Origin of the sequence: Microvirga calopogonii, assembly GCF_003347665.1 — a bacterium.
In the GTDB taxonomy this organism is placed as follows: Bacteria; Pseudomonadota; Alphaproteobacteria; order Rhizobiales; family Beijerinckiaceae; genus Microvirga; species Microvirga calopogonii.
Window position 1 is genome coordinate 1 of record NZ_QDGA01000061.1, and the last position, 20263, is coordinate 20263.

A 20263-nucleotide genomic window follows, 5' to 3' on the forward strand; every position below is an offset into this window, starting at 1 on the left:
CCCAGCTGGTCCACCTGAAAAGAACCGCGTGCGAGGCGCCGTCCGGCTCTTCCACTTTCCACCCTCATCATCGAGCCGGGCCGCGCAGCGCACCTCCCTCGACTGACCTGACGGCCCGCAGCGCAAGCTGCGGGCCCACAGGCGCTGGCTCTTTGACAGAGACCCATCCACCGTCATCCCAGGGCCGCGCAGCGGAACCCGGGACCCATAACCACGGATGATGCCGAATGAGGTTCGCCGCCGCGCGCTCCTTCTTTGACGTCGTGGTTCTGGATCCCCGCCTGCGCGGGAATGACAAGGCGCCGGTGCCGGTGCCCTATCCTGCACCCGCTCCCGGACCTCCACTCGCCGCGTCATGGCCGGACTTGATCCGCCTTCCGTCTTCGGACTCGCAACGCTGCCAGGGCGTGAATGCTTGGCTCAGGGCCCGCCATGACGGCATCGGGCTCCCGTCGGCCAGCATCAGCCCGACGAGGACGCGACTAAAGTCGGGCATTCGTCTATTGCAAACGCGTTCGCTGTGAGATACCACTATGAGCAAGCTCTGACACAAGAGCGGACATGAAAACGCAGAAGGAGAGAAGCGCCCTGATGCCGAGAACTGCGATGCTTGAGCCGTCGCGGCCGGCTGCGCGGGAAGAACTCCGCGCCGCTCCTCCCTTCCGTTCGACTTTCGACAACCGGCAGACTCTTGCCGAGCTGAAAAGCCTTGAGCGGACGGCGCGCGATTGGCGTTGCTTCCGCAGAAGAAATCGAACCCTTGAGGGAAGGAACACCATGACGCCAAAATCTGCAGCGCTGAAAGCGGCTCTTCTCGGAAGCGCGCTCACCATCTCGACCGTCGGCTATGCTCAGGAAATCAAGATCGGCTTCAATGGCGATCTGTCGGCTTCGCCGTCCGCCCAGAGCGGACAGGCCGGCGTGCTGGGCATCCAGGCCGCGATCGAAGACATCAATGCCGCGGGTGGCGTTCTCGGCCGCAAGCTGGCGCTCGTTGTTCGCGACGATCTCTCGCAGCCGCCGAAGTCGATCCAGAACATGAGCGACCTGATCGACAACGAGAAGGTGGTTGCGGTTCTCGGCCCGACCAATTCCGGAAACGCGCTGGCCTGGAAGCACATTCCCAACCAGAAGAAGAACCCGTCCATCGGCTGCATCGGCTCGGCGACCGACATCACGAAAGCTGCCGGCGCGGAGAACTACATGTACCGCGTGTCGATGGTCGACCGTGCGCAGGTCGCCGGCCTCATCGCCTACGCGAAGAACAATCCCTCCACCAAGAATGTCGGCTATCTCGTCGAGACCACCGGTTACGGCCAGGGCGGATTGAAGGATCTTCAGGAGCTCGGTGATGCCAAGGGACTGAAGCCGGTCGCGACCGAGAAGTTCGGCGTCAACGACACCGACATGACCTCGCAGCTCAACAAGATGAAGGCCGCCGGCGTCGATACGGTTCTCGTCTGGGCGCAGGGCACGCCCATCGGACAGCTCGTGCGCAGCATGGAGAAGATCAACTACTTCCCCGTCACGCTGACCTCCTGGTCCTCCGACAATGCGAGCTTCTTCGATACGGCCGGAAAGACCCTTGCCGAGAAGCCGATCTTCATGCGCACGATCACCGAGGATCGTACGCCGAAGCAGCAGCAGCTCTATGACCGTCTCGGTTCCAAGCTGACTTCCAAGAGCGCCTTCAGCTTCGCGGCGCATTGCTACGACGCGACGATGATCGCGGCGGCCGCCATCAAGCAGGCGGGCAGCACGGAAGGGCCGAAGATGCGCGAGGCGCTCGAGAATCTTCAGGCGCCGGTCGACGGCATCATGAAGACCTACAACAAGCCGTTCTCCGCAACCGAGCACGAGGCGCTGACCGCTTCCGACTATCGCTGGACGCACTGGAAGGACGGCAAGCTCGTCTCCTACAGCGACGACGTGGTGAAGGCCCTCAAGCCTTCCGACTTCACGCAGTAAGCCGATGATCGTGAGGGGCGAGTGGATCGCCTCCTTTCTGATCGGCCGTATTGTCGACGGCGAACCGGGTCCGCTTCTCCGTCCAATACTCCAGGCCCGCCGGCCGTGATCGGCGGGCCTGACACCTTGCATCGTTGGAACGCACCATGCTGGACGTATATCTCCAGACTCTCCTGAGCGGCCTCGCCGTCGGCGGGGTCTATGCCCTGATTGCCCTCGGCTTCAGCATCACCTTCACGACCACGAAGACGCTGAACTTCGCACAGGGCGAGTTCATCTCGTTCGGCGCCTTCATCGGTGTGACGATGCTTCTGCTGCTGTCCGGTCTCGCCGGAACGGCAACGGCCGTTCCCAGTGAAGCGGCGGCCGCCTGGCGCTATCCTGCGGCGGTCGTCGGCGCCGGAGTGGTGGCGGGCGTCATGGGCATTCTCATCTTCGTCCTCGCCGTGCGCCCCTTCGCCGGAAAGGGCGGCATGAACTGGGTGATGAGCACCATCGGCTTCGGCGTGATCCTGCAGAGCGTCGGCCTCGCCATCTGGGGTCCCGCTCCCGTCATGGTGCCGTCTCCCTTGGGCGACGACGTGCTGCGCATCGCGGGAGCGGGCGTCCGGCCGCAGGAACTGCTCGTGCTTGCCTGCGCCATTCTGATCATGATCGCGCTCGATCTCGTCATGCGCCGCACGCGCATCGGCAAGGCCATGATGGCCGTCGCGCATTCGCCGCAGACCGCGAGCCTCATGGGCATCAATGTCAACCTCGTCATGATCGGCGCGTTCGCCCTGTCGAGCGGCCTCGCGGGGGTGGCCGGCGTCCTGATCGCGCCGATTGCCTCGGCGTCGCTCTTCATGGGTATGGGGTTTGCCCTCAAGGCGTTCTCGGGCGCCATCATCGGGGGGCTGAACAATCCGCGCGGCTGCATCTATGGCGGTTTCATCCTGGGCGTTCTCGAATCCGCCGTCGGTCTCTGGCAGGCGCAGTGGCGCGAGATCGTCGTCTTCGGACTGATCATCCTGGTTCTGGCATTCCGTCCGGCGGGCCTCTTCGGCCGGGCTGCCGTCGACAAGGTTTAAAGCGCATGCGCCACGTCATCGGATCCATCATCCTCGTTGCGGCTCTTGCGATCGGCGCCTCGTTCATCGAGAACGAGTTCTATCTGCGCACGCTCTTCATGATCTGCGTCTATTTCCTCTGTGCCGCGGGCATGAACGTGCTGCTGGGCTTCGCAGGACAGAAATCTCTCGGCCAAGCCGGTCTCTTCGCCGCGGGAGCCTATGCGGTCGCGCTCCTGACCACGCGCTACGAGGTCGGCCCCTGGCTGTCGCTGCTGCTCGCCTGCTTCGTCTCGGCCGTGTTCGGCATCCTGATCGCCGTGCCTTCGCTGCGTGTGAAAGGTCCGAGCCTTGCCATGGTGACCTTGGCCTTCGGCATCGTCATCGAAAAGGTTGTGACGGAAGGCTCCGAGGTCTTCGGCGGTGCCATGGGCATCTATTCGATTCAGCCGCTGAACATCGGTGGCACGCCGTTCACGATGGTGCAGTGGGTCTGGTTCGGGTTGCTCCTGTGCCTCGTGGCTCACCTTCTGCTCCGCAACCTGCTCCGCGGGCGGTTCGGGCGCGCCTTCCTGTCGCTTCAGGCCGACGAGGTGGCGGCCGGGGCGGTCGGCGTCGCGGTGTATCGCTACAAGGTGCTGGCCTTCGTGATCGCGGCCGTGACCTGCGGCCTTGCCGGTGCCTTGGTGGCGCAGCAGAACCAGTACATCAACTCCGACTTCATCAATTTTCATCTGTCGGTCTTCATCCTTCTGCTGGTGCTGTTCGGCGGAAGCGGATCGCTCTACGGACCGCTGCTCGGATCCGTGACGCTCGTGATCATCGGGGCCCTCGTGGCGCGCTGGTCCTGGATCGAGCATTTCGTCAATGGCGCGCTGCTGCTGTTCGCCCTCTATGCCATGCCCAAGGGGCTGGCAGGCGTCTTGGGATCGCTCTTCCACAAGATGGGCCTGGTCCGCGGCACGAGCACCGATGCCGGAGCGGCGCACGGCATCGCTGCCCCCAAGCTGCCGACCAGGGCCCTGTCTCGGGGGGGAGCGGGAAGCCTTCTGACGGCCGACAAGCTCAACAAGGCTTTCGGTGGCGTCATTCCGGCAAGGGATGTCTCCATCAACCTGACGGAAGGGCATATCCATGCGCTGATCGGCCCGAACGGGGCGGGCAAGAGCACCTTCATCAACATGCTGACCGGGATCATCCGCCCGGACCAGGGCAAGGTGACTTTCCTCGGACACGAGATCACCCAGCAATCCGTGCATGGGATCTGCGACCAGGGAATCGCCCGAACCTTTCAGAACCTCAGGCTGTTCAAGGATCTGTCCGTGCGCGAGAACGTGCTGCTCGGCCAGCATTCCCGGATGCGGAACGGCTTCGCCTCATCGCTCTTGGGCCTTCCCAAAGCATGGCGGGAAGAGGCCCAGGCGCTCCGCAAGGTCAACGACATCCTGGCCTTCACCGGCCTGTCCCGCTATGCCGAGACCCCGGCCGGGAGCCTGGCTTACGGCCTCCAGCGCCGGGTCGAGCTGGCGCGGGCTCTCGCGTCCGAGCCGTTCCTTCTCCTGCTCGACGAACCGGCCGCGGGTCTGAACCCTCAGGAAACGGCGGAGCTGGGGCAACTGCTCGTGCGCATCCGCAACGAGGGGATCACGATCCTGCTGATCGAGCATCACATGGATCTCGTCATGTCCATCTCGGACCACGTGATCGTTCTCGATTACGGCCAGAAGATCGCCGAGGGTGCACCGGCCAAGATCCAGTCCGATCCGAGGGTCATGGAAGCCTATCTCGGCACCTCCACTGAGGCGGCTTGAGGCCAGGAGAGCGACAATGCTGAAAATTCAGGACGTTCATCTCGCCTACGGCCCGATCTCGGCGGTCCGAAAAGCCACCATCGAGGTCGAAGCCGGTGAGGTTGTCGCTATCGTCGGTGGCAACGGAGCTGGAAAGAGCACCTTGTTGAAAGGAATTGCCGGGTTGATGCCGGTCAGCTCCGGGCAGATCCTGTTCGAAAAGGAAGATGTCACCAAGCTCCCACCGCACCGCAGGGTCGCGCGCGGGATCGCCCTGTCCCCGGAGGGCAGGCAGGTTTTCCCGGACCAGACGGTCTATGACAACCTGACCCTCGGGGCGTATTTCCGACGGCTTTCCAACGAGGCCCTGGAGGCGGAAGTCGAGGAGCAGTTCAAGCTGTTCCCCCGCCTGCGCGAGCGCAGGAACCAGTTTGCCGTGACCCTGTCCGGTGGCGAGCAGCAGATGCTGGCCATCGCCCGCGCCCTCATGGGCAAGCCGCGGCTCCTCCTGCTCGATGAGCCGTCGCTCGGTCTCGCGCCGAAGATCATCCAGGAAATCTTCGACATCATCGTGTCTCTACGCCGGTCGGGCATTACGATCCTGCTTGTGGAGCAGATGGCCAATATGGCACTGGCGATCGCCGACAGGGCCTATGTTCTTGAAACCGGCAATGTGACATTGTCCGGGACAGGGCAGCAGCTCCTTCACGATCCGAAGGTTCGGGCAGCCTATCTCGGGGTATCCCACGGCACGGCATGATCCGCGGCCTTCGGGAAGATTGGATTGAACGATGAGTATCGACGGACGCGGCGTACAATCGGTCGAGGTCGGGGGCAGGATCCTTGCGGCGCTGGTCAAAGCCGGCAAACCCTTGATGTTGCGGGAACTGGCTACTCTGGCGGATGTCGCTCCGGCCCAGGCGCATGCCTATCTCGTCAGCTTCCGCAAACTGGAACTCGTCGAGCAGGATGTGGCGAGCGGGCGCTATCTGCTCGGCCCCTTCGCCCTCCAGCTCGGCATCGCGCGCCTGCGAAGCTTCGATCCGCTGCGCCTCGCCGCGCATGCGGTCGTCGAATTCGCCGAAGAGATCGGACTCATGGTGACCATTGCCGTGTGGGGAACCCACGGCGCCACCATCGTCCAGGTCCAGGAAGGCAGCGATCAGGTCCACGTGAATGTGCGGACCGGAACCGTCTTCTCGATCACTGGGACGGCAACCGGCAAGGTTTTCGCCGCGTTCATGCCCCCGAAGATCATCGAGGCGCATTTGGCCGAGGAGCTCCGGAAAGGCGCCCGCATCCAAGGTGTCGGCGCGCCGACCTCGCGCAAGGAGCTGGAAGCCGAAGTGGCAACGGCCAGACGGCTTGGCTACGCGACCACTGAGAGCAAACCCGTCACCGGCATCAACGGCATTGCGGCGCCCGTTTTCGATTACAGCGGGCAGATGCAGCTCGCCATCACGTTGATCGGCCCCACGGGCGTTCTCGACATCGGTCCCAAGAGTGCCGACGCAAAGGCCTTGCTTGCATTTACCCGAAAGCTCTCAACGCAGCTTGGCTATGCACCGCATGCCGACAGCGAGGCTGCGCCCTACGAAGGAGCCGAGATCGTCTCGGCGCCTGTCACCAAGCGCCGACGCCGCGCCTAAGCGCTCTTTCGATCGCTTGCCTTTTGTGCTGCGCGCCCTGCTGCGCGGAGCCTGCTCTTCTGCGTTTCTGCCTAGCTTGTGAAGTGTGCGCCGATCTACGACTATTCGCTATTTGCGAACGCGTTCGTCATATGGTTGTCTGATGCAAACGCCCACTGAGGCACGACTGGGCGAACTTCTCAATCACATAAGGGAGCCGAAGCAGATGTTGCTCGAAGGGCGTATCGCACTTGTCACCGGTGCCGGTCAGGGAAATGGCGCCGCCATTGCGCGCGGGCTCGCCACGGAGGGGGCTCGGGTCATTGTGACCGATCTGAATGGCGATGCGGCAAAGCGAACTGCCGAGGGTATCGTCCAGGCGGGTGGAGAGGCATGGTCCTACACGCTCAACGTGGCCGATGCCGAAGCCTGCAATGCACTGGCACACGAAGTCGAGACGTCCATCGGCCAAGTCTCGGTTCTCGTCAACAATGCGGGCATATGCCCGCGCAACACCATCGACAGTCCCGACGTGCGGCGCTCCTGGGATGCCGCGATGCAGGTCAATCTCGACGGTACGCTCAATGTGACGCTCGCATTCGTTGCCGCCTTGCGGGCCACGAAAGGCACCGTCATCAACATGGCATCGATCGCATCATTCGTATCCACGTCGACATCGATCAGCTACTCGACGTCGAAGGCTGCCGTGCGCATGCTGACGCAGAATCTCGCGCAGGAGCTGGCCAAGGACGGCGTTCGCGTGAACGCGATCGCGCCGGGAACGCTCAACACGCCGATGACCGAAGCCACGCGCACCAATCCCGAGCGGGCCGAGCGCTTCCTCTCGCGCATTCCGCTCGGCCGCTTCGGCGAGCCCGAGGAGTTGATCGGCCCAACGGTCTTTCTGGCATCCGACATGTCGAGCTACGTGACGGGCACAACGCTCGTGGTCGACGGCGGCTATCTCGCCGTTTGAGGAGAGCCTCATGATCGTTCGCATGGGACTTCTGACCCGCAAGCCGGGTTCGAGCATCGAGGACTTCCGCAGCCACTGGCGCGACGTGCACGGGCCCTTGGCAGCGCGCCTCCCGGGCTTGAGGCGCTACCATCAGAACCACGTCGTCGATAGTCGCCAGCTTGCGATCGATCATGCGAGGGGTACGTGGTCGATCGACGGAATTTCTGAGCTGTGGTTCGACAGCATCGACGACATGCATCGGGCAATCTCGTCCGACGCGTATCGGGAGGTGGCTCAAGATCATGTGCGCTTCGTCGGCAATACGGGTTTGATCACGGCCGAACAGAACGTCGTCGTACCGCTCGACGCCGCAGCAGGGCCGCTCGTCAAGCGCATGTCGATCCTGACGCGCAAACGGGGCCTTACGTCTGAGCAGTTCAAGTCGGAATGGTGGGGCTTTCATGCCGACGCGGTGAAGAAATTTCCGAACCTCATGGGCTACACCCAGAACTTCGTCACCGACCGCAGCGCCGGTCTGGGAAAACCTGCATCCGACGAAGAGCTTCCCATCGATGGCATGGTGGAAATGTGGTTCCGCTCCGTCGCCGATATCGAAGCAGCATTTCGCTCTTCCGCGGCCAATGTCTCGCAGACCCATGCGCTCAGCTTCATCGAGGAAATCACCACGTTCCTCGTCGAGACGCATGAAGTGGTCTGACGAGCTGGGCAGTTCCGGCGCTCAGAACCATCTTGAAATAGCGAACGCATTCGTCTAAAACAAATGCAACGAACGCATTCGCAAATGCTGAATCAGAAGCGCTCATCGGACGATAGAGCGGGGCGAGATATGAGGAACGCCATGAAGCCCACGAAAACTGTCACCTGCGATGTTCTGGTTGTCGGGTCCGGCGCCGGTGGTTTTGCAACCGCGCTGACGGCCCGGTTGAACGGCCTCGACGTGATCATCACGGAAAAGGAACCTGTTTTCGGTGGAACGACCGCTCGCTCCGGCGGGTGGATGTGGATCCCCTGCAATCCGCTGGCCAAGCGTGAAGGATTCAAGGATTCCCGCGAGGCGGCCCGCACCTATCTTCAGCACGAGGCCGGCAATCACTTCGATGCCGCTCGCGTCGATGCTTTCCTCGAGAACGGCCCGAAGATGATCGAGTTCTTCCAGGAGAAGACCGAGATGGATTTCACCCTCGGCCCGGCCTTCTCAGATTATCATCCGGATGCTCCGGGCGGCATGCCCGGCGGCCGCTCCGTCGTGGCGACGCCTTACGATGGACGTAACCTCGGCAAGGAGATCGCGCGCCTGAGGCCCCCGCTGAAGGAGATCACGTTCCTCGGCATGATGATCGGATCGGGCAAGGAGCTCCTGCATTTCTTCAACGTCACGCGCTCCGTCAAATCGGCCGCCTATGTCGGCGTGCTTCTGGCGAAGTATGGCCGCGATCTCGTCTCCCACGGCCGTGCGATGCGCCTGACGAACGGCAACGCTCTCATCGGGCGTCTCGCCAAGTCGGCTTTGGACCAGAACATTCCGATCTGGACCTCTTCGCCCGTGAAGGATCTGATCGTGGAAGACGGTGCCGTGAAGGGCGCGTTCGTTCAGACCGAGGACGGAATGACAGAAGTCCGCACCCGTCGAGGCGTGGTGCTGGCGGCCGGCGGTTTCCCGCAGGACATGCTGCGCCGGAAAGAGCTGTTCCCGCATGCGCCGACAGGCGCCGAGCATTGGTCTCCGGCCCCTCCCGGCAACACGGGCGACGGTATCCGTCTCGGCGAGCGGGTCGGCGGGAAGGCCATCGAGGGGCTTCCCAATGCGGCAGCCTGGGTTCCCGTGTCCCTCGTTCCGCGCCGTGACGGCACTTCAGGGCCGTTCCCGCACTTCATCGACCGTGGCAAGCCCGGCGTCATTGCCGTGACGAAGAACGGCAAGCGCTTCACGAACGAAGCGAATTCCTACCACGATTTCGTGCAGGCCATGGTCAATGCCTGCGGCGACAATCCGGAAAAGGCAGCCTGGCTCATCGTCGATCATCCGACGATCCGCCGCTATGGCCTTGGCTTCGTGAAGCCGTTCCCGGTGCCTCTGACGCCGGCTTTGCAGAACGGCTATCTGGTGAAGGGGCGCACCCTGCGCGAACTCGCGGAGAAGCTCGGCATTGACGCCGCCACGTTCGAGCAGACGGTCGAGACGTATAATCGCGACGCGCGTCGGGGCGAGGATCCTCAATTCAAACGCGGCAGCACCGCTTATAACCGCTATCTGGGCGATCCCGACCACAAGCCCAACCCTTGCGTCGGTCCCATCGAGAACGGCCCGTTCTATGCCGTGAAGGTCGTGCCCGGCGATCTCGGAACCTTCGCGGGACTGCGCACCGATGCCGATGCGCGGGTGATCGATGAGAGCGGGAATGCCATTCCCGGCCTTTATGCCGCCGGCAATGACATGGCGAGCATCATGGGTGGCAATTACCCAGGCGGCGGCATCACGCTCGGGCCGGCCATGACCTTCGGCTTCATCGCAGGGAAGCACCTCGCCGGCGTGAGTGCCGATGCTGCATCAACCGCGAACCGGCCGGCGGCTTGAGGCGTGAACATGACGGCGCTTATCAACCGTTCGGGAGAGTGAGCCATGAAACCGGCATACCAACGGCCACGACTCTTCGAGCCCCTGACGATCCGGGGGCTCACTCTCAAGAACCGCGTCGTCATTTCGCCCATGTGTCAGCATTCGGCCGAACAGGGGCAGGCCGGGGCCTGGCATCTGGTTCACCTCGGCAAGTTCGCCCTCGGTGGAGCAGGATTGATTTTCGTCGAGAGCACAGCCGTCGAGCAGAGCGCCCGGATCGGCGTTCGGGATGTCGGATTGTGGGCTGACGAGCAGGTTGCTCCCTTCAAGGCCATTGTCGACTTCGTTCACCAGAACGGCGGCGCCATCGGCGTGCAATTGGCGCATGCGGGACGCAAGGCCGGATCGCAACCCCTTTGGGAGGGCGGCAGGGCGCTGACATTGGCGCAGCTGCATGAGACCGGCGAACCGTGGCGACGGGTCGGCCCGAGTGCTATCGCGGCCGGGCCTGAATGGTCCGTACCGGATGCCTTGAGCGTGGACGAGATCGCCAAAACCCGGCAGATGTTCGTCGATGCAGCCAAACGGGCGGAGAAGGCCGGCTTCGATGTCCTGGAGTTGCATTTCGGACATGGCTATCTCATCGCATCCTTCCTCTCGCCGCGATCCAATCACCGTGAGGATGAATATGGCGGATCGCGCGAGAACCGCATGCGGCTCGGCCTCGAAATCGCAGCCGACATACGCGCCGTTTGGCCGGAGGAAAAGCCGCTCTTCGTGCGCATCTCGGCCGTCGATGGAACCGAAGACGGGTGGGGTTTAGACGATTCCGTCGCGTTTGCGCGGGAACTCAAGGCCATCGGCGTGGACGTGATCGATTGCTCCTCCGGTGGGCTCTCGGACGAGACGCGCAACATGAACGTCCCGCGTGGGCTCGGCTTCCAGGTCCCATTTTCCGAGCGCGTTCGCCGCGACGCGAATGTCATGACCCAGGCCGTCGGCGTCATTCTCGACGGGCATCAAGCGGAATCGATCCTCCAGGAAGGCAAGGCGGACCTGATTGCCATCGGCCGGCAGGCTCTCTACGATCCGTACTGGCCCCACCATGCGGCTCACGCGCTCGGCCACGATCATGGGTTTGAGGGTTGGCCGATCCAGCATGGGCCATGGCTCGCAAAGCGAGCCCCTCTCATGGAGAAGCTCAAGTTCACCGACAACAGCGTCAGGAGTCTGACAGGCTCCGGCCATCAGCTGGGAGAAACAGCACAATGACTGCCAAAGCTTTTGCCTCGACGGGAGACATGGCCGCCAAGACGGTATCGTTCACCGAGATCGGGCCGGATCTCTATGCCTACACGGCCGAGGGCGATCCCAATTCCGGCATCATCGTCGGCGATGATGGCTGCATGGTCATCGACGCCCAGGCGACGCCCGCCATGGCCGAGGACGTGATCGCCCGCGTGCGCACCGTCACCGACAAGCCGATCAAGTACGTGGTGCTCTCGCACTACCATGCGGTGCGGGTGCTCGGCGCCTCCGCCTATCAGGCGCAGGGCATCATCGCCTCGAACGCCACTTACGATCTCATCGTCGAGCGCGGAGAGCAGGACAAGGCTTCCGAGATCGGCCGCTTCCCGCGCCTTTTCCGCGGCGAGAGCAGCATCCCGGAAGGCCTGACCTGGCCGACGCTGACCTTCGAAAGCGGCATGTCGGTTTTCCTCGGCAAGCGTGAGGTCAAACTATTCCATCTCGGTGCCGGCCACACGGCGGGCGATATCGTCGCCTGGGTGCCGGATGCCGAGGTGATGTTCACCGGCGATCTGGTAGAGTACCACTCCGCCTGCTATTGCGGCGACGCTCATCTTCGCGAGTGGCCCCAGACGCTCGATTCCATCCTCGACTTCCAGCCCAAGGCCATTGCGCCGGGGCGGGGCGCTGCGCTCCAAGGTGATCAGGCAGTGCGCGAGGCCGTGGCCATGACGCGCGATTTCGTCAATACGCTCTATGGCGCGGCCGAGCTTTCGGTAGCACGCGGGCGCTCGTTGAAGGAAACCTTTGCCGCCACGCGCGAGGTGATGGACCCGAAGTTCGGCAACTTCGCCATCTACGAGCATTGCCTGCCGTTCAACGTCTCTCGCGCCTTCGACGAGGCCTCCGGCATCGATCATCCTGTCATCTGGACGGCAGAGCGAGACCGCGACATGTGGGCTCAGCTCCAGGGCTAAGGATAGCAACCGCACGAGAGGGGTGCCCCTCTCGTGCGGATCGCCTTGCACGAAGCGTCGGATAGACTTGCCTATTGGCCGTTGATCCTGCGGTCATCTCCGGGTTCGAAGCGCCTGTCGCGATCCAGCCGGCCTCCGTTATTCTCAAGAACGCTGGCATCATCCGCGCCGCGCCCCCGCACGCGCCGCAATTCGGCGAGCTCATTCGCCCCACGCGTGCGTGTCCGGGCTTGGTGCTGATCCTGGGTTCTCGTCCGAGACCTGTCGTCCGCCCGGCTGTGATTGCGCGTGCTGTCGTCGCGGCTCCGGGTTGAGCCGTCATCGGCGCCACGACCGCGTCCGCGCCCGGCATCGCCGCCGCGGTTGCTACCGTCAGCGCTGCTCCGTCCGCGTCCGCTATCATCCCCGCCACGGCCCCCACGCCCGCCGCTGTCGTCTCCGCTTCGGGCGCCGCCGTGGTCGTCTCCCCCACGGCCGCCTCGACCGCCGCTGTCGTTACCCCCGCGTCCGCCGTCATCCCCGCCGCGGGCCATGGCCGGTGACAGGTAGGCACTTATGACAGCCGCCGGAACGGCCGCAGCCGTCAGGGATGCCAGAACCGCACCCAGGATAAGCACGCTCGGTTCGCTCTTGACTTGCTTCAACATCGTTTTCCTCCGTTCATCCGGCGCGAAGACCGACGCCGATGCCAGGGCAATTTGTACGGAACGGGGCATGCGAACCTGATGGGGTCTGTCAGCCAAATATCAGCTTCGCCGTGCTATGCTGGATCGCTTTGGAAGATTTCATGATCCGACGTCAGCTTCTTGTCCTGCTCGCAGCCACTGTGGCCTTCACCGCCCTCGAAGGCTCCTGTCCCGCCACGGCCGTCGCCAAGGATGGGGACGGTGGTGGGGGTGGCGATGGCGGTGGCGGCCGTGGAGGTGGCGACAACAGCGGCCGGGGGGGTGGGGATGACGGCGGAAACGGTAGAGGCGGCGATGATGGAGGCCAGGGCAGGGGGCGGGGTGGCGATGATGGGGGGCGCGGACGAGGCCCAGGGCGCGGTGAGGACGAGGACGAGCCGGCGCAACGCGGCTGGGGCAGAACCTCTTCCGAAAGTGCCCGGGAGGCCGTCTCGCAGGGATGGGCCCTTGCCCTGAGTGCAGTGCTTCCGACAGTCTCGCGAGCCGTTCCCGGGCAAGTCCTGGAGGTCGACCTACGGCAATCCTGGAGTGGCCAGTGGCGCTATGAGTTTCTCATTCTCACCCGGGATCGACGCTATCAGGAGGTCGTCGTCGATGCCCGCAACAGTCAGATCCTTCAGATCCGGAGGCGCTAATGAGGGTTCTTCTCGTTGAGGATGAGCCGGCCATCGCCCGTGACATCCAGCAGGCCCTGGCCGACACCGGGTATGTCGTGGATGTCGTCCGGGACGGGGAGGAGGGCTGGTTCCGGGCTTCGACCGAGGATTACGATGCGCTCATCCTGGACTTGGGATTGCCGAAACTCGACGGTCTGTCCGTGGTGCGGCGGCTGCGGGACGAAGCCAGCACCGTTCCGATCCTCGTACTGACGGCAAGGGGCTCCTGGCTGCAAAGGGTCGAGGGCATCGATGCCGGTGCCGACGATTATCTGACCAAGCCCTTCGAGATGGAGGAGCTGCTCGCCCGGTTGGCCGCGCTTCTGCGGCGGGTCGGGCGTCATGTCACTCCGCTGATCGAGATCGGCGCTCTGCGCATCGATACGCGACGCCTGCGGGTGATGCTCAACGGCAGAGCCATCGAGCTGTCGCCCCTTGAGTTTCGCCTGCTCCGATATTTGGCTCATAACCGGGACCGCGTCGTCGCTCAAAGCGAACTCGTCGAGCACGTCTATGGCTCGGACGAGCCGGAAAGCAATGCGGTCGAGGCTCTCGTGGCCCGACTGCGACGCAAGATCGGATCTGACACGATCGGAACCCGGCGCGGTCATGGCTACATCATGGAGACGCCTGCGCCATGATATGCAATTCCATCCGTCTGCGGCTGCTGGTCGTCGCCGTCACATCCATCGTCGTGACGATTGCGGTGGCCGGCGCCTCCCTCGTCGTGTTCTTCGAACGGCAGGTGCTCCGTTACGTGGAGCAAGATCTCAACATTCATTGGACGGAGCTTGCCACGGCCTTCGGCACGGAGGGAGAAGCCGGGATCGGCCAGAGGCTGACGGACCCGCGTTATCACCAGCCGTATGGCGGAGCCTACTGGCAGGTTTCCGAGGGCGGACGCCCGATCATGCGGTCGCGTTCTCTCTGGGACAAGGAGCTTCCCCTGGCGGGACCGCGTGAAGACGGCGACCGTGACAAGGCCTTCGAGATGGACGGGCCCGATGGATCGGAACTCTACGTGATCGAGCGGGAGGTCACGGTCGATGGCACACAGGGGCCTCGTCGCGTCAGCTTGTCGGTTGCCCTCGACCACGGACAGGTCGTCGAGCTGCGTCAGGCCTTCGGATGGGACGTCACGCGGGTCCTCATTCCCATTGCCGCGGTCCTCGTGCTCTTCGCTTGGCTTCAGCTCTCGCTGGGCCTGCGTCCGTTGCGGGCCGTGGGGCATGAACTGAGCGCCGTCCAGACCGGCCAGATCCGGCGTATGACGTACCGTTTTCCCGTTGAGTTGGAACCGCTCGTCGAGAGCATCAACAGGCTCCTCGACCGGCAGGAGGATCTTGTCCGCAAGGCCCGCGACCGTGCCGGCGCCCTGGCGCATGGGCTTAAGACGCCGCTGACGATTCTTCGCGGAGAGGTGAGGCGGCTTGAACAGGCGGGCCTGCAGGATGTCGCAGGATGCATGCAGGAGCAGCTGCAGCTGATCTACACGCATGTCGAGCGCGAGGTCGCGCGGGCCCGCACCAGTGGTGCATCCGTGGGCTGCGGCGCCTATACCCAATTGGATGAAACCATCGCTCGCCTCCTGAGGCTGATGCAGCACATGCCCAGAGGCGAGCGGCTGGTCTGGGAATCCGATATTCCTGCGGGCCTGGCCGTCGACATGGATCCTCACGACTTCGGCGAGGTGATGGGCAATCTGCTCGACAATGCCCGCAAGTGGGCGAAGTCCCGGGTCGTGGTCCAAATCGGCAGGCTGGGCGACAAGGTCCGGATCAGCGTCGAGGACGATGGACCGGGTTTCTCGGGCGATGCTTGCGGGGGCAGACCTGAGCGCGGTGTGCCGGGACGTTCCGATCCGGACTCGAGTGGGCTCGGCCTCGGGATCGTGGAAGATATCCTGGCGGAGTACGGAACGAGCGTGGATATCGAGAGCAACGGGCGCTGCCGCATCGTATTCGATCTCCCTCTTTGCCGACCGGGGCAGGTGCCTGTACCATCAAGGAGCGCCATGCCGACGAGCTCTTAAGAGACGATGCCGTCACGCGCGAATGGTCATCGGTCATCGGGTCTGACGAGCTATGCCTTTTGAGGTTCGACGCTTCTCGTTGCGTCGCTACCTACGAGTTGATCCCGATGAGCGAGGTCGGGGAACCAGAATTTCCATAGAACCGCGAGCGTGAAGGTCCCGATGCCGCCGATCACGACGGCCGCAGGAGCACCGACCAACCATGCCAGCGTCCCTGACTCGAATTCACCGAGTTCATTCGAGGCGCCGATGAACACCGTGTTGACCGCTGCCACACGTCCTCGCAACTCGTCCGGCGTCTCCGCCTGAACGAGGGTCTGACGGACGACGACGCTGACCATGTCGGCTGCGCCGAGGACGGCGAGCAGCATGAGCGTCAGGCCGAAACTCCTCGACAGGCCGAAGCCGATGGTCGCCAGCCCGAAGATGCCGACGGCTTGCAGCATGCGCAGACCGGCACGGCGGGTGAGAAGGGACGAGTGAGCCAGAACGACAGCCATCGTGACGGCGCCGACGGCCGGCATGGAGCGCAGGAGGCCAAGCCCCCATGGCCCGACATGAAACACGTCGCGGGCGAAGATCGGCATCAGGGCCGTCGCTCCTCCGAGAAGGACGGCAAACAGGTCCAGGGAAATCGCTCCGAGCAGAAGCGGCCTCGTCCGCAGGAAGACGAGGCCCGCAACGAGGCGGGACCAGGTCACAGGCTCCCGTTTGATATCGGCGGAACGCAGGCGCAAGGCAGCAATAAGCAGAGCGGCCAGCCCGAAACAGACAGCCGATCCCAGGAATGGTGCCGTCGGATGGACGGCGTAAAGAATGCCACCGACGGCCGGGCCGCTGATGGTGGCCACCTGCATGACCGAGGAATTCCAAGCGATCGCGTTCGCCAGGTCGCCCGTCGGCACCAGCGCCGGAACGATCGCCTGCGCGGCAGGGTTGCCGAAAGCCCGGGCAGCGCCGAAGGCCACCAGAAGACCGTAGATCGGCCAGAGGCTCGGCACGCCCGCGCTCACCTGTGCGAGCAGGCCGAGGGAGGTCAGGGTCATCGAAGAGAAAACAAGAAGGAGGATCCATCGCCGACTGTAGCGGTCTGCGACAAGGCCGGTGACGAGCACGAGTGCCATCGTCGGCAGGAACGACGCGAGTCCGACAAGGCCAAGGTTCAGGGCAGATCCACTGAAATCGTAAACGAGCCATGCAACGGCTACGGTTTGGACCTGAATGGCAAGCGCCATGGCAAACCGGGCGGCGCAGAACAATCGAAAGCCCGTATGGCGGAAGGCCGCCCAGCCTCTAGACCCCATCGTGAGGACCCTAACTCCTGTTGGGAAGTGCTGTGAACCTCTCTAGCGGATCGTGCGGAAAAGTGGATCCGATATTTCGCCGGTGCCGGCGCTCGGGGCAGCGCCCAACGACGCACTCTTCGACGAGAGCAACGGGTCCGATCTCAACGACCAGCCTAATCCGATGCCTCTTATGCAAGCCGTAAGGCTCATACGCAGGGGCTCGGCTCCAGCTTGCATCGTTTGACACTAGAAATGTTCGAAACTAACCTATTTTAACGCAGAGAAGTTGTTGCAGTGCGAAATCATAGGGAGGGTTACCATGAATATGGAACTCTCACGACGCGGCTTCCTCAAGGCTGCAGGCGTGGGTGTTGCCGGAACCACGATGGGAGCCTTCGGGTTCGCAGAACTTGAGGCGGCACAGGCCGCGGCCATCAGGCCCTTCAAGCTGACGAACACGATGGAGACGCGCAATACCTGTCCGTATTGCTCCGTGGCCTGTGGCATCATCATGTATTCGAAGGGCGACCTTCGGAAAGGCGAGACGGCTGAGATCGTCCATATCGAAGGTGACGCCGACCACCCGACGAACCGTGGAACTCTCTGCCCGAAAGGCGCGGCGCTCAAGGACTTCGTGAAGGCGGAGACCAGGCTGAAATACCCGATGGTCCGCAAGCCGGGTTCCGACAAGTTCGAGCGGGTCTCATGGGATCAGGCGCTCGACCGGATCGCCAGGCTGCTGAAGGATGATCGCGACGCGAACTTCATCGCTGCAAACACGGCCGGTGTCCCGGTCAACCGCTGGACGACGGTCGGCTTCCTGGCCGCGTCGGCAACCACGAACGAAACTGCGTGGCTGACCTACAAGGTCGTCCGCAGCACGGGAATTGTCGCATTCGATAATCAGGCGCGCGTTTGACACGGCCCCACGGTGTCCAGTCTGGGCCCAACTTTCGGTCGTGGCGCGATGACCAATTCTTGGACGGATATCCGGAACACGGATCTCGTCGTCATCATGGGCGGCAATGCCGCTGAAGCGCATCCGTGCGGATTCAAATGGGTCACGGAAGCGAAGGCCAATCGTGGTGCGAAGCTGATCGTCGTCGATCCGCGCTACACACGCTCGGCCTCGGTATCCGATTTCTATGCGCCTATCCGGCAGGGAACGGACATCGCGTTCCTTCTCGGCGTGATCAATTACTGCATCCTGAACGACAAGGTGCAGTGGGAATACGTGAAGGCCTTCACCAACGCGACCTATGTGGTGAAGAACGGCTTCGCCTATAGTGACGGCCTGTTCACGGGCTACGACGAGAACAAGCGCGATTACGACCGCTCGACCTGGGAGTACGAGATCGGGCCGGACGGCTTTGCCGTGGTGGACGACACGCTGCAGAATCCGCGATGCGTCTGGAACATGCTCAAGAGCCATGTGGCGACCTACACGCCCGAAATGGTCGAGCGGATCTGCGGCACGCCCAAGGATAAGTTCCTGAAGGTGGCGCAGATGATCTCCGAGTGCTCGTCTCCGACGAAGACCATGACGTCGATGTATGCGCTCGGCTGGACACAGCATTCCAAAGGATCGCAGAACATTCGATCCATGGCGATGCTGCAGCTCATCCTTGGCAATATCGGTGTGCGCGGCGGCGGCATGAATGCCTTGCGCGGTCATTCGAACATTCAGGGCCTCACCGATATCGGCCTGATGTCGAACCTGATCCCGGGCTACCTGAACATTCCGGTGGAGCGGGAGACCGACTTCGCGACATACATGTCCAGTCGGGCGTTCAAGCCGCTGCGACCGAACCAGACCAGCTACTGGCAGAACTACAAGAAGTTCTTCGTCAGCTTCCAGAAGGTCATGTGGGGCGAGACGGCGACGGCGCAGAACGACTTCGCCTACCATTACCTGCCCAAGCTCGATGTGCCGGCCTACGACGTGCTGCGTACCTTCGAGATGATGCACCAGGGCAAGGTGAACGGCTATTTCTGCCAAGGTTTCAACCCGCTTCTGGCCTTCCCGAATCGCCAGAAGATCACGGAATCGCTGTCGCGGCTGAAATGGCTCGTGACCATGGATCCCCTGGAGACGGAAACGTCCCGGTTCTGGGAGAACCATGGCGAGTACAACAATGTGAACCCTTCCTCCATCCAGACGGAGGTGTTCCAGCTTCCCTCGACCTGCTTTGCGGAGGATGACGGCGCGCTCGTCAATTCGGGCCGCTGGCTGCAATGGCACTGGGCGGGCGGCACCCCTCCCGGAGAGGCGAAGCACGATACGTGGATCATGGCGCAGATCCATCGTCGGCTGCGTGCGCTCTACGAGAAAGAGGGTGGGGCCTTCCCGGACCCGATCCTCAATCTCACCTGGAACTATCAGGACCCGAACGAGCCTTCCCCGGAGGAGCTTGCCAAGGAGCTCAACGGCTATGCGGTGGAGACCCTCACCGATCCGGCGGATCCGGCCAAGGTCGTGCTGGAGAAGGGCAAGCAGCTCGTCAACTTCTCCGTCATGCGCGATGATGGCACGACGGCCTGCGCCTGCTGGATCTATTCCGGCTGCTTCAACGAGGCCGGCAATAACATGGCGCGCCGGGACAACACCGACCCGGACGACACGGGCGCCTATCCCAACTGGTCGTTCTCCTGGCCGCTCAACCGGCGCATCCTCTACAACCGGGCGTCGGCGGACCTGCAGGGCAACCCATGGGATCCGACGCGCAAGCTGATCGCCTGGGACGGGACAAAGTGGTCCGGCTACGACGTTCCGGACATCGCGCCCAATGCCAAGCCAGACGTGGTCGGCCCCTTCATCATGAACCAGGAGGGCGTGTCGCGTCTCTTCGCCCGCGGTCTCATGCGGGAAGGGCCGTTTCCGGTGCATTACGAGCCGTTCGAGGCCCCGATCGCCAACGTGATCGCTCCGAAGATCCGAGGCAATCCTGTCGCTCGGATCTTCCAGAGTGATGTGGCGCAATTCGCCACATCGGAGGAGTTCCCCTATGCGGCGACCTCCTATCGCCTCACGGAGCATTTCCACTACTGGACGAAGCACAATCGCGTAAACGCGACGCTTCAGCCGGAATTCTTCGTGGAGATTTCCGAGCAGCTCGCGGCGGAGAAGGGCATCGCGCACGGCTCGTGGGTGCGGGTCTGGTCCAAGCGCGGCGAAGTGAAGGCGAAGGCCGTCGTGACGAAGCGCATCAAGCCTCTCATCTGCGACGGCAAGCCGGTTCACGTGGTCGGGATTCCGCTGCATTGGGGCTTCACGGGAAAGGCGCGGAAGGGCTGGGGGCCGAATTCCCTCACGCCCTTCGTGGGCGACGCCAACATCGAGACGCCTGAATACAAGGCGTTCCTGGTCAATATCGAGCCCACGACGGCCCCGGCGACGGTCTGAGGAG

General features: G+C 63.2%; 16 protein-coding genes. 14 read left to right on the forward strand and 2 right to left on the reverse strand.

The annotated features are described in order from the left end of the window. Positions 1-777: 777 nt before the first annotated feature. From DDF70_RS26110 to DDF70_RS26155, 10 genes are all read left to right on the forward strand, one after another. A complete protein-coding gene (locus DDF70_RS26110) occupies positions 778-1968 on the forward strand; it encodes an ABC transporter substrate-binding protein (RefSeq protein ID WP_114947698.1) in 1191 nt (396 codons plus the stop codon). A 146-nt stretch (positions 1969-2114) separates the two neighbouring features. Further along, a complete protein-coding gene (locus DDF70_RS26115) occupies positions 2115-3038 on the forward strand; it encodes a branched-chain amino acid ABC transporter permease (protein WP_114947677.1) in 924 nt (307 codons plus the stop codon). 5 nt (positions 3039-3043) lie between these two features. Beyond that, a complete protein-coding gene (locus DDF70_RS26120) occupies positions 3044-4828 on the forward strand; it encodes a branched-chain amino acid ABC transporter ATP-binding protein/permease (RefSeq protein ID WP_114947678.1) in 1785 nt (594 codons plus the stop codon). 16 nt (positions 4829-4844) lie between these two features. Next, positions 4845-5567: an ABC transporter ATP-binding protein gene (locus DDF70_RS26125; RefSeq protein WP_114947679.1), complete on the forward strand. Its 723-nt coding sequence runs from the start codon at positions 4845-4847 to the stop codon at positions 5565-5567. Positions 5568-5598: 31 nt separating this feature from the next. Next, entirely contained in the window at positions 5599-6456 is an 858-nt protein-coding gene (locus DDF70_RS26130; RefSeq protein ID WP_114947680.1) for an IclR family transcriptional regulator, read from the forward strand. A 205-nt stretch (positions 6457-6661) separates the two neighbouring features. Continuing rightward, positions 6662-7411 carry an SDR family NAD(P)-dependent oxidoreductase gene (locus DDF70_RS26135; RefSeq protein ID WP_114947681.1) on the forward strand — a complete coding sequence of 250 codons (750 nt, stop codon included), beginning with the start codon at positions 6662-6664 and terminating at the stop codon, positions 7409-7411. A 10-nt stretch (positions 7412-7421) separates the two neighbouring features. Then, positions 7422-8111 carry an EthD domain-containing protein gene (locus tag DDF70_RS26140; protein WP_114947682.1) on the forward strand — a complete coding sequence of 230 codons (690 nt, stop codon included), beginning with the start codon at positions 7422-7424 and terminating at the stop codon, positions 8109-8111. A gap of 141 nt (positions 8112-8252) precedes the next feature. Further along, on the forward strand, positions 8253-9989 hold the full coding sequence (locus DDF70_RS26145; protein WP_114947683.1) for an FAD-dependent oxidoreductase: 1737 nt from the start codon (positions 8253-8255) through the stop codon (positions 9987-9989). Positions 9990-10034: 45 nt separating this feature from the next. Further along, entirely contained in the window at positions 10035-11243 is a 1209-nt protein-coding gene (locus DDF70_RS26150) for an NADH:flavin oxidoreductase/NADH oxidase (protein WP_114947684.1), read from the forward strand. Then, positions 11240-12196, forward strand: a complete 957-nt coding sequence (locus tag DDF70_RS26155) for an MBL fold metallo-hydrolase (RefSeq protein ID WP_114947685.1) — start codon at positions 11240-11242, stop codon at positions 12194-12196. Before DDF70_RS26150 ends, DDF70_RS26155 begins: the two co-directional genes overlap by 4 nt. Positions 12197-12267: 71 nt before the next feature. Here DDF70_RS26155 and DDF70_RS26160 read toward each other — a convergent pair whose 3' ends face one another. Further along, positions 12268-12843, reverse strand: coding sequence for a hypothetical protein (locus DDF70_RS26160; protein ID WP_114947686.1), 576 nt, complete (start codon positions 12841-12843; stop codon positions 12268-12270). Between the two features lie 140 nt (positions 12844-12983). Here DDF70_RS26160 and DDF70_RS36960 point away from each other — a divergent pair, with 140 nt between their 5' ends. Genes DDF70_RS36960 through DDF70_RS26175 form a run of 3 tightly spaced genes read left to right on the forward strand, consistent with a single transcriptional unit; the run spans position 12984 to position 15570 of the window. Continuing rightward, positions 12984-13517, forward strand: coding sequence for a PepSY domain-containing protein (locus tag DDF70_RS36960; RefSeq protein ID WP_162820677.1), 534 nt, complete (start codon positions 12984-12986; stop codon positions 13515-13517). After that, positions 13517-14179 (forward strand): response regulator transcription factor, encoded by a 663-nt coding sequence (locus DDF70_RS26170; protein ID WP_114947688.1) that lies wholly within the window; start codon positions 13517-13519, stop codon positions 14177-14179. Before DDF70_RS36960 ends, DDF70_RS26170 begins: the two co-directional genes overlap by 1 nt. Then, the gene (locus DDF70_RS26175; RefSeq protein WP_114947689.1) at positions 14176-15570 is read left to right on the forward strand and encodes a sensor histidine kinase; all 1395 of its coding nucleotides are present in this window, start codon (positions 14176-14178) and stop codon (positions 15568-15570) included. Before DDF70_RS26170 ends, DDF70_RS26175 begins: the two co-directional genes overlap by 4 nt. Positions 15571-15620: 50 nt before the next feature. Here the strand turns inward: DDF70_RS26175 and DDF70_RS26180 are convergent, their stop codons facing one another. Then, a complete protein-coding gene (locus DDF70_RS26180) occupies positions 15621-16874 on the reverse strand; it encodes an MFS transporter (RefSeq protein ID WP_114947690.1) in 1254 nt (417 codons plus the stop codon). Positions 16875-17175: 301 nt separating this feature from the next. Between DDF70_RS26180 and fdnG the strand changes: the two genes are divergently transcribed. After that, positions 17176-20259 carry a formate dehydrogenase-N subunit alpha gene (gene fdnG, locus DDF70_RS26190; RefSeq protein WP_162820678.1) on the forward strand — a complete coding sequence of 1028 codons (3084 nt, stop codon included), beginning with the start codon at positions 17176-17178 and terminating at the stop codon, positions 20257-20259. The last annotated feature ends 4 nt before the right edge of the window (positions 20260-20263 follow it).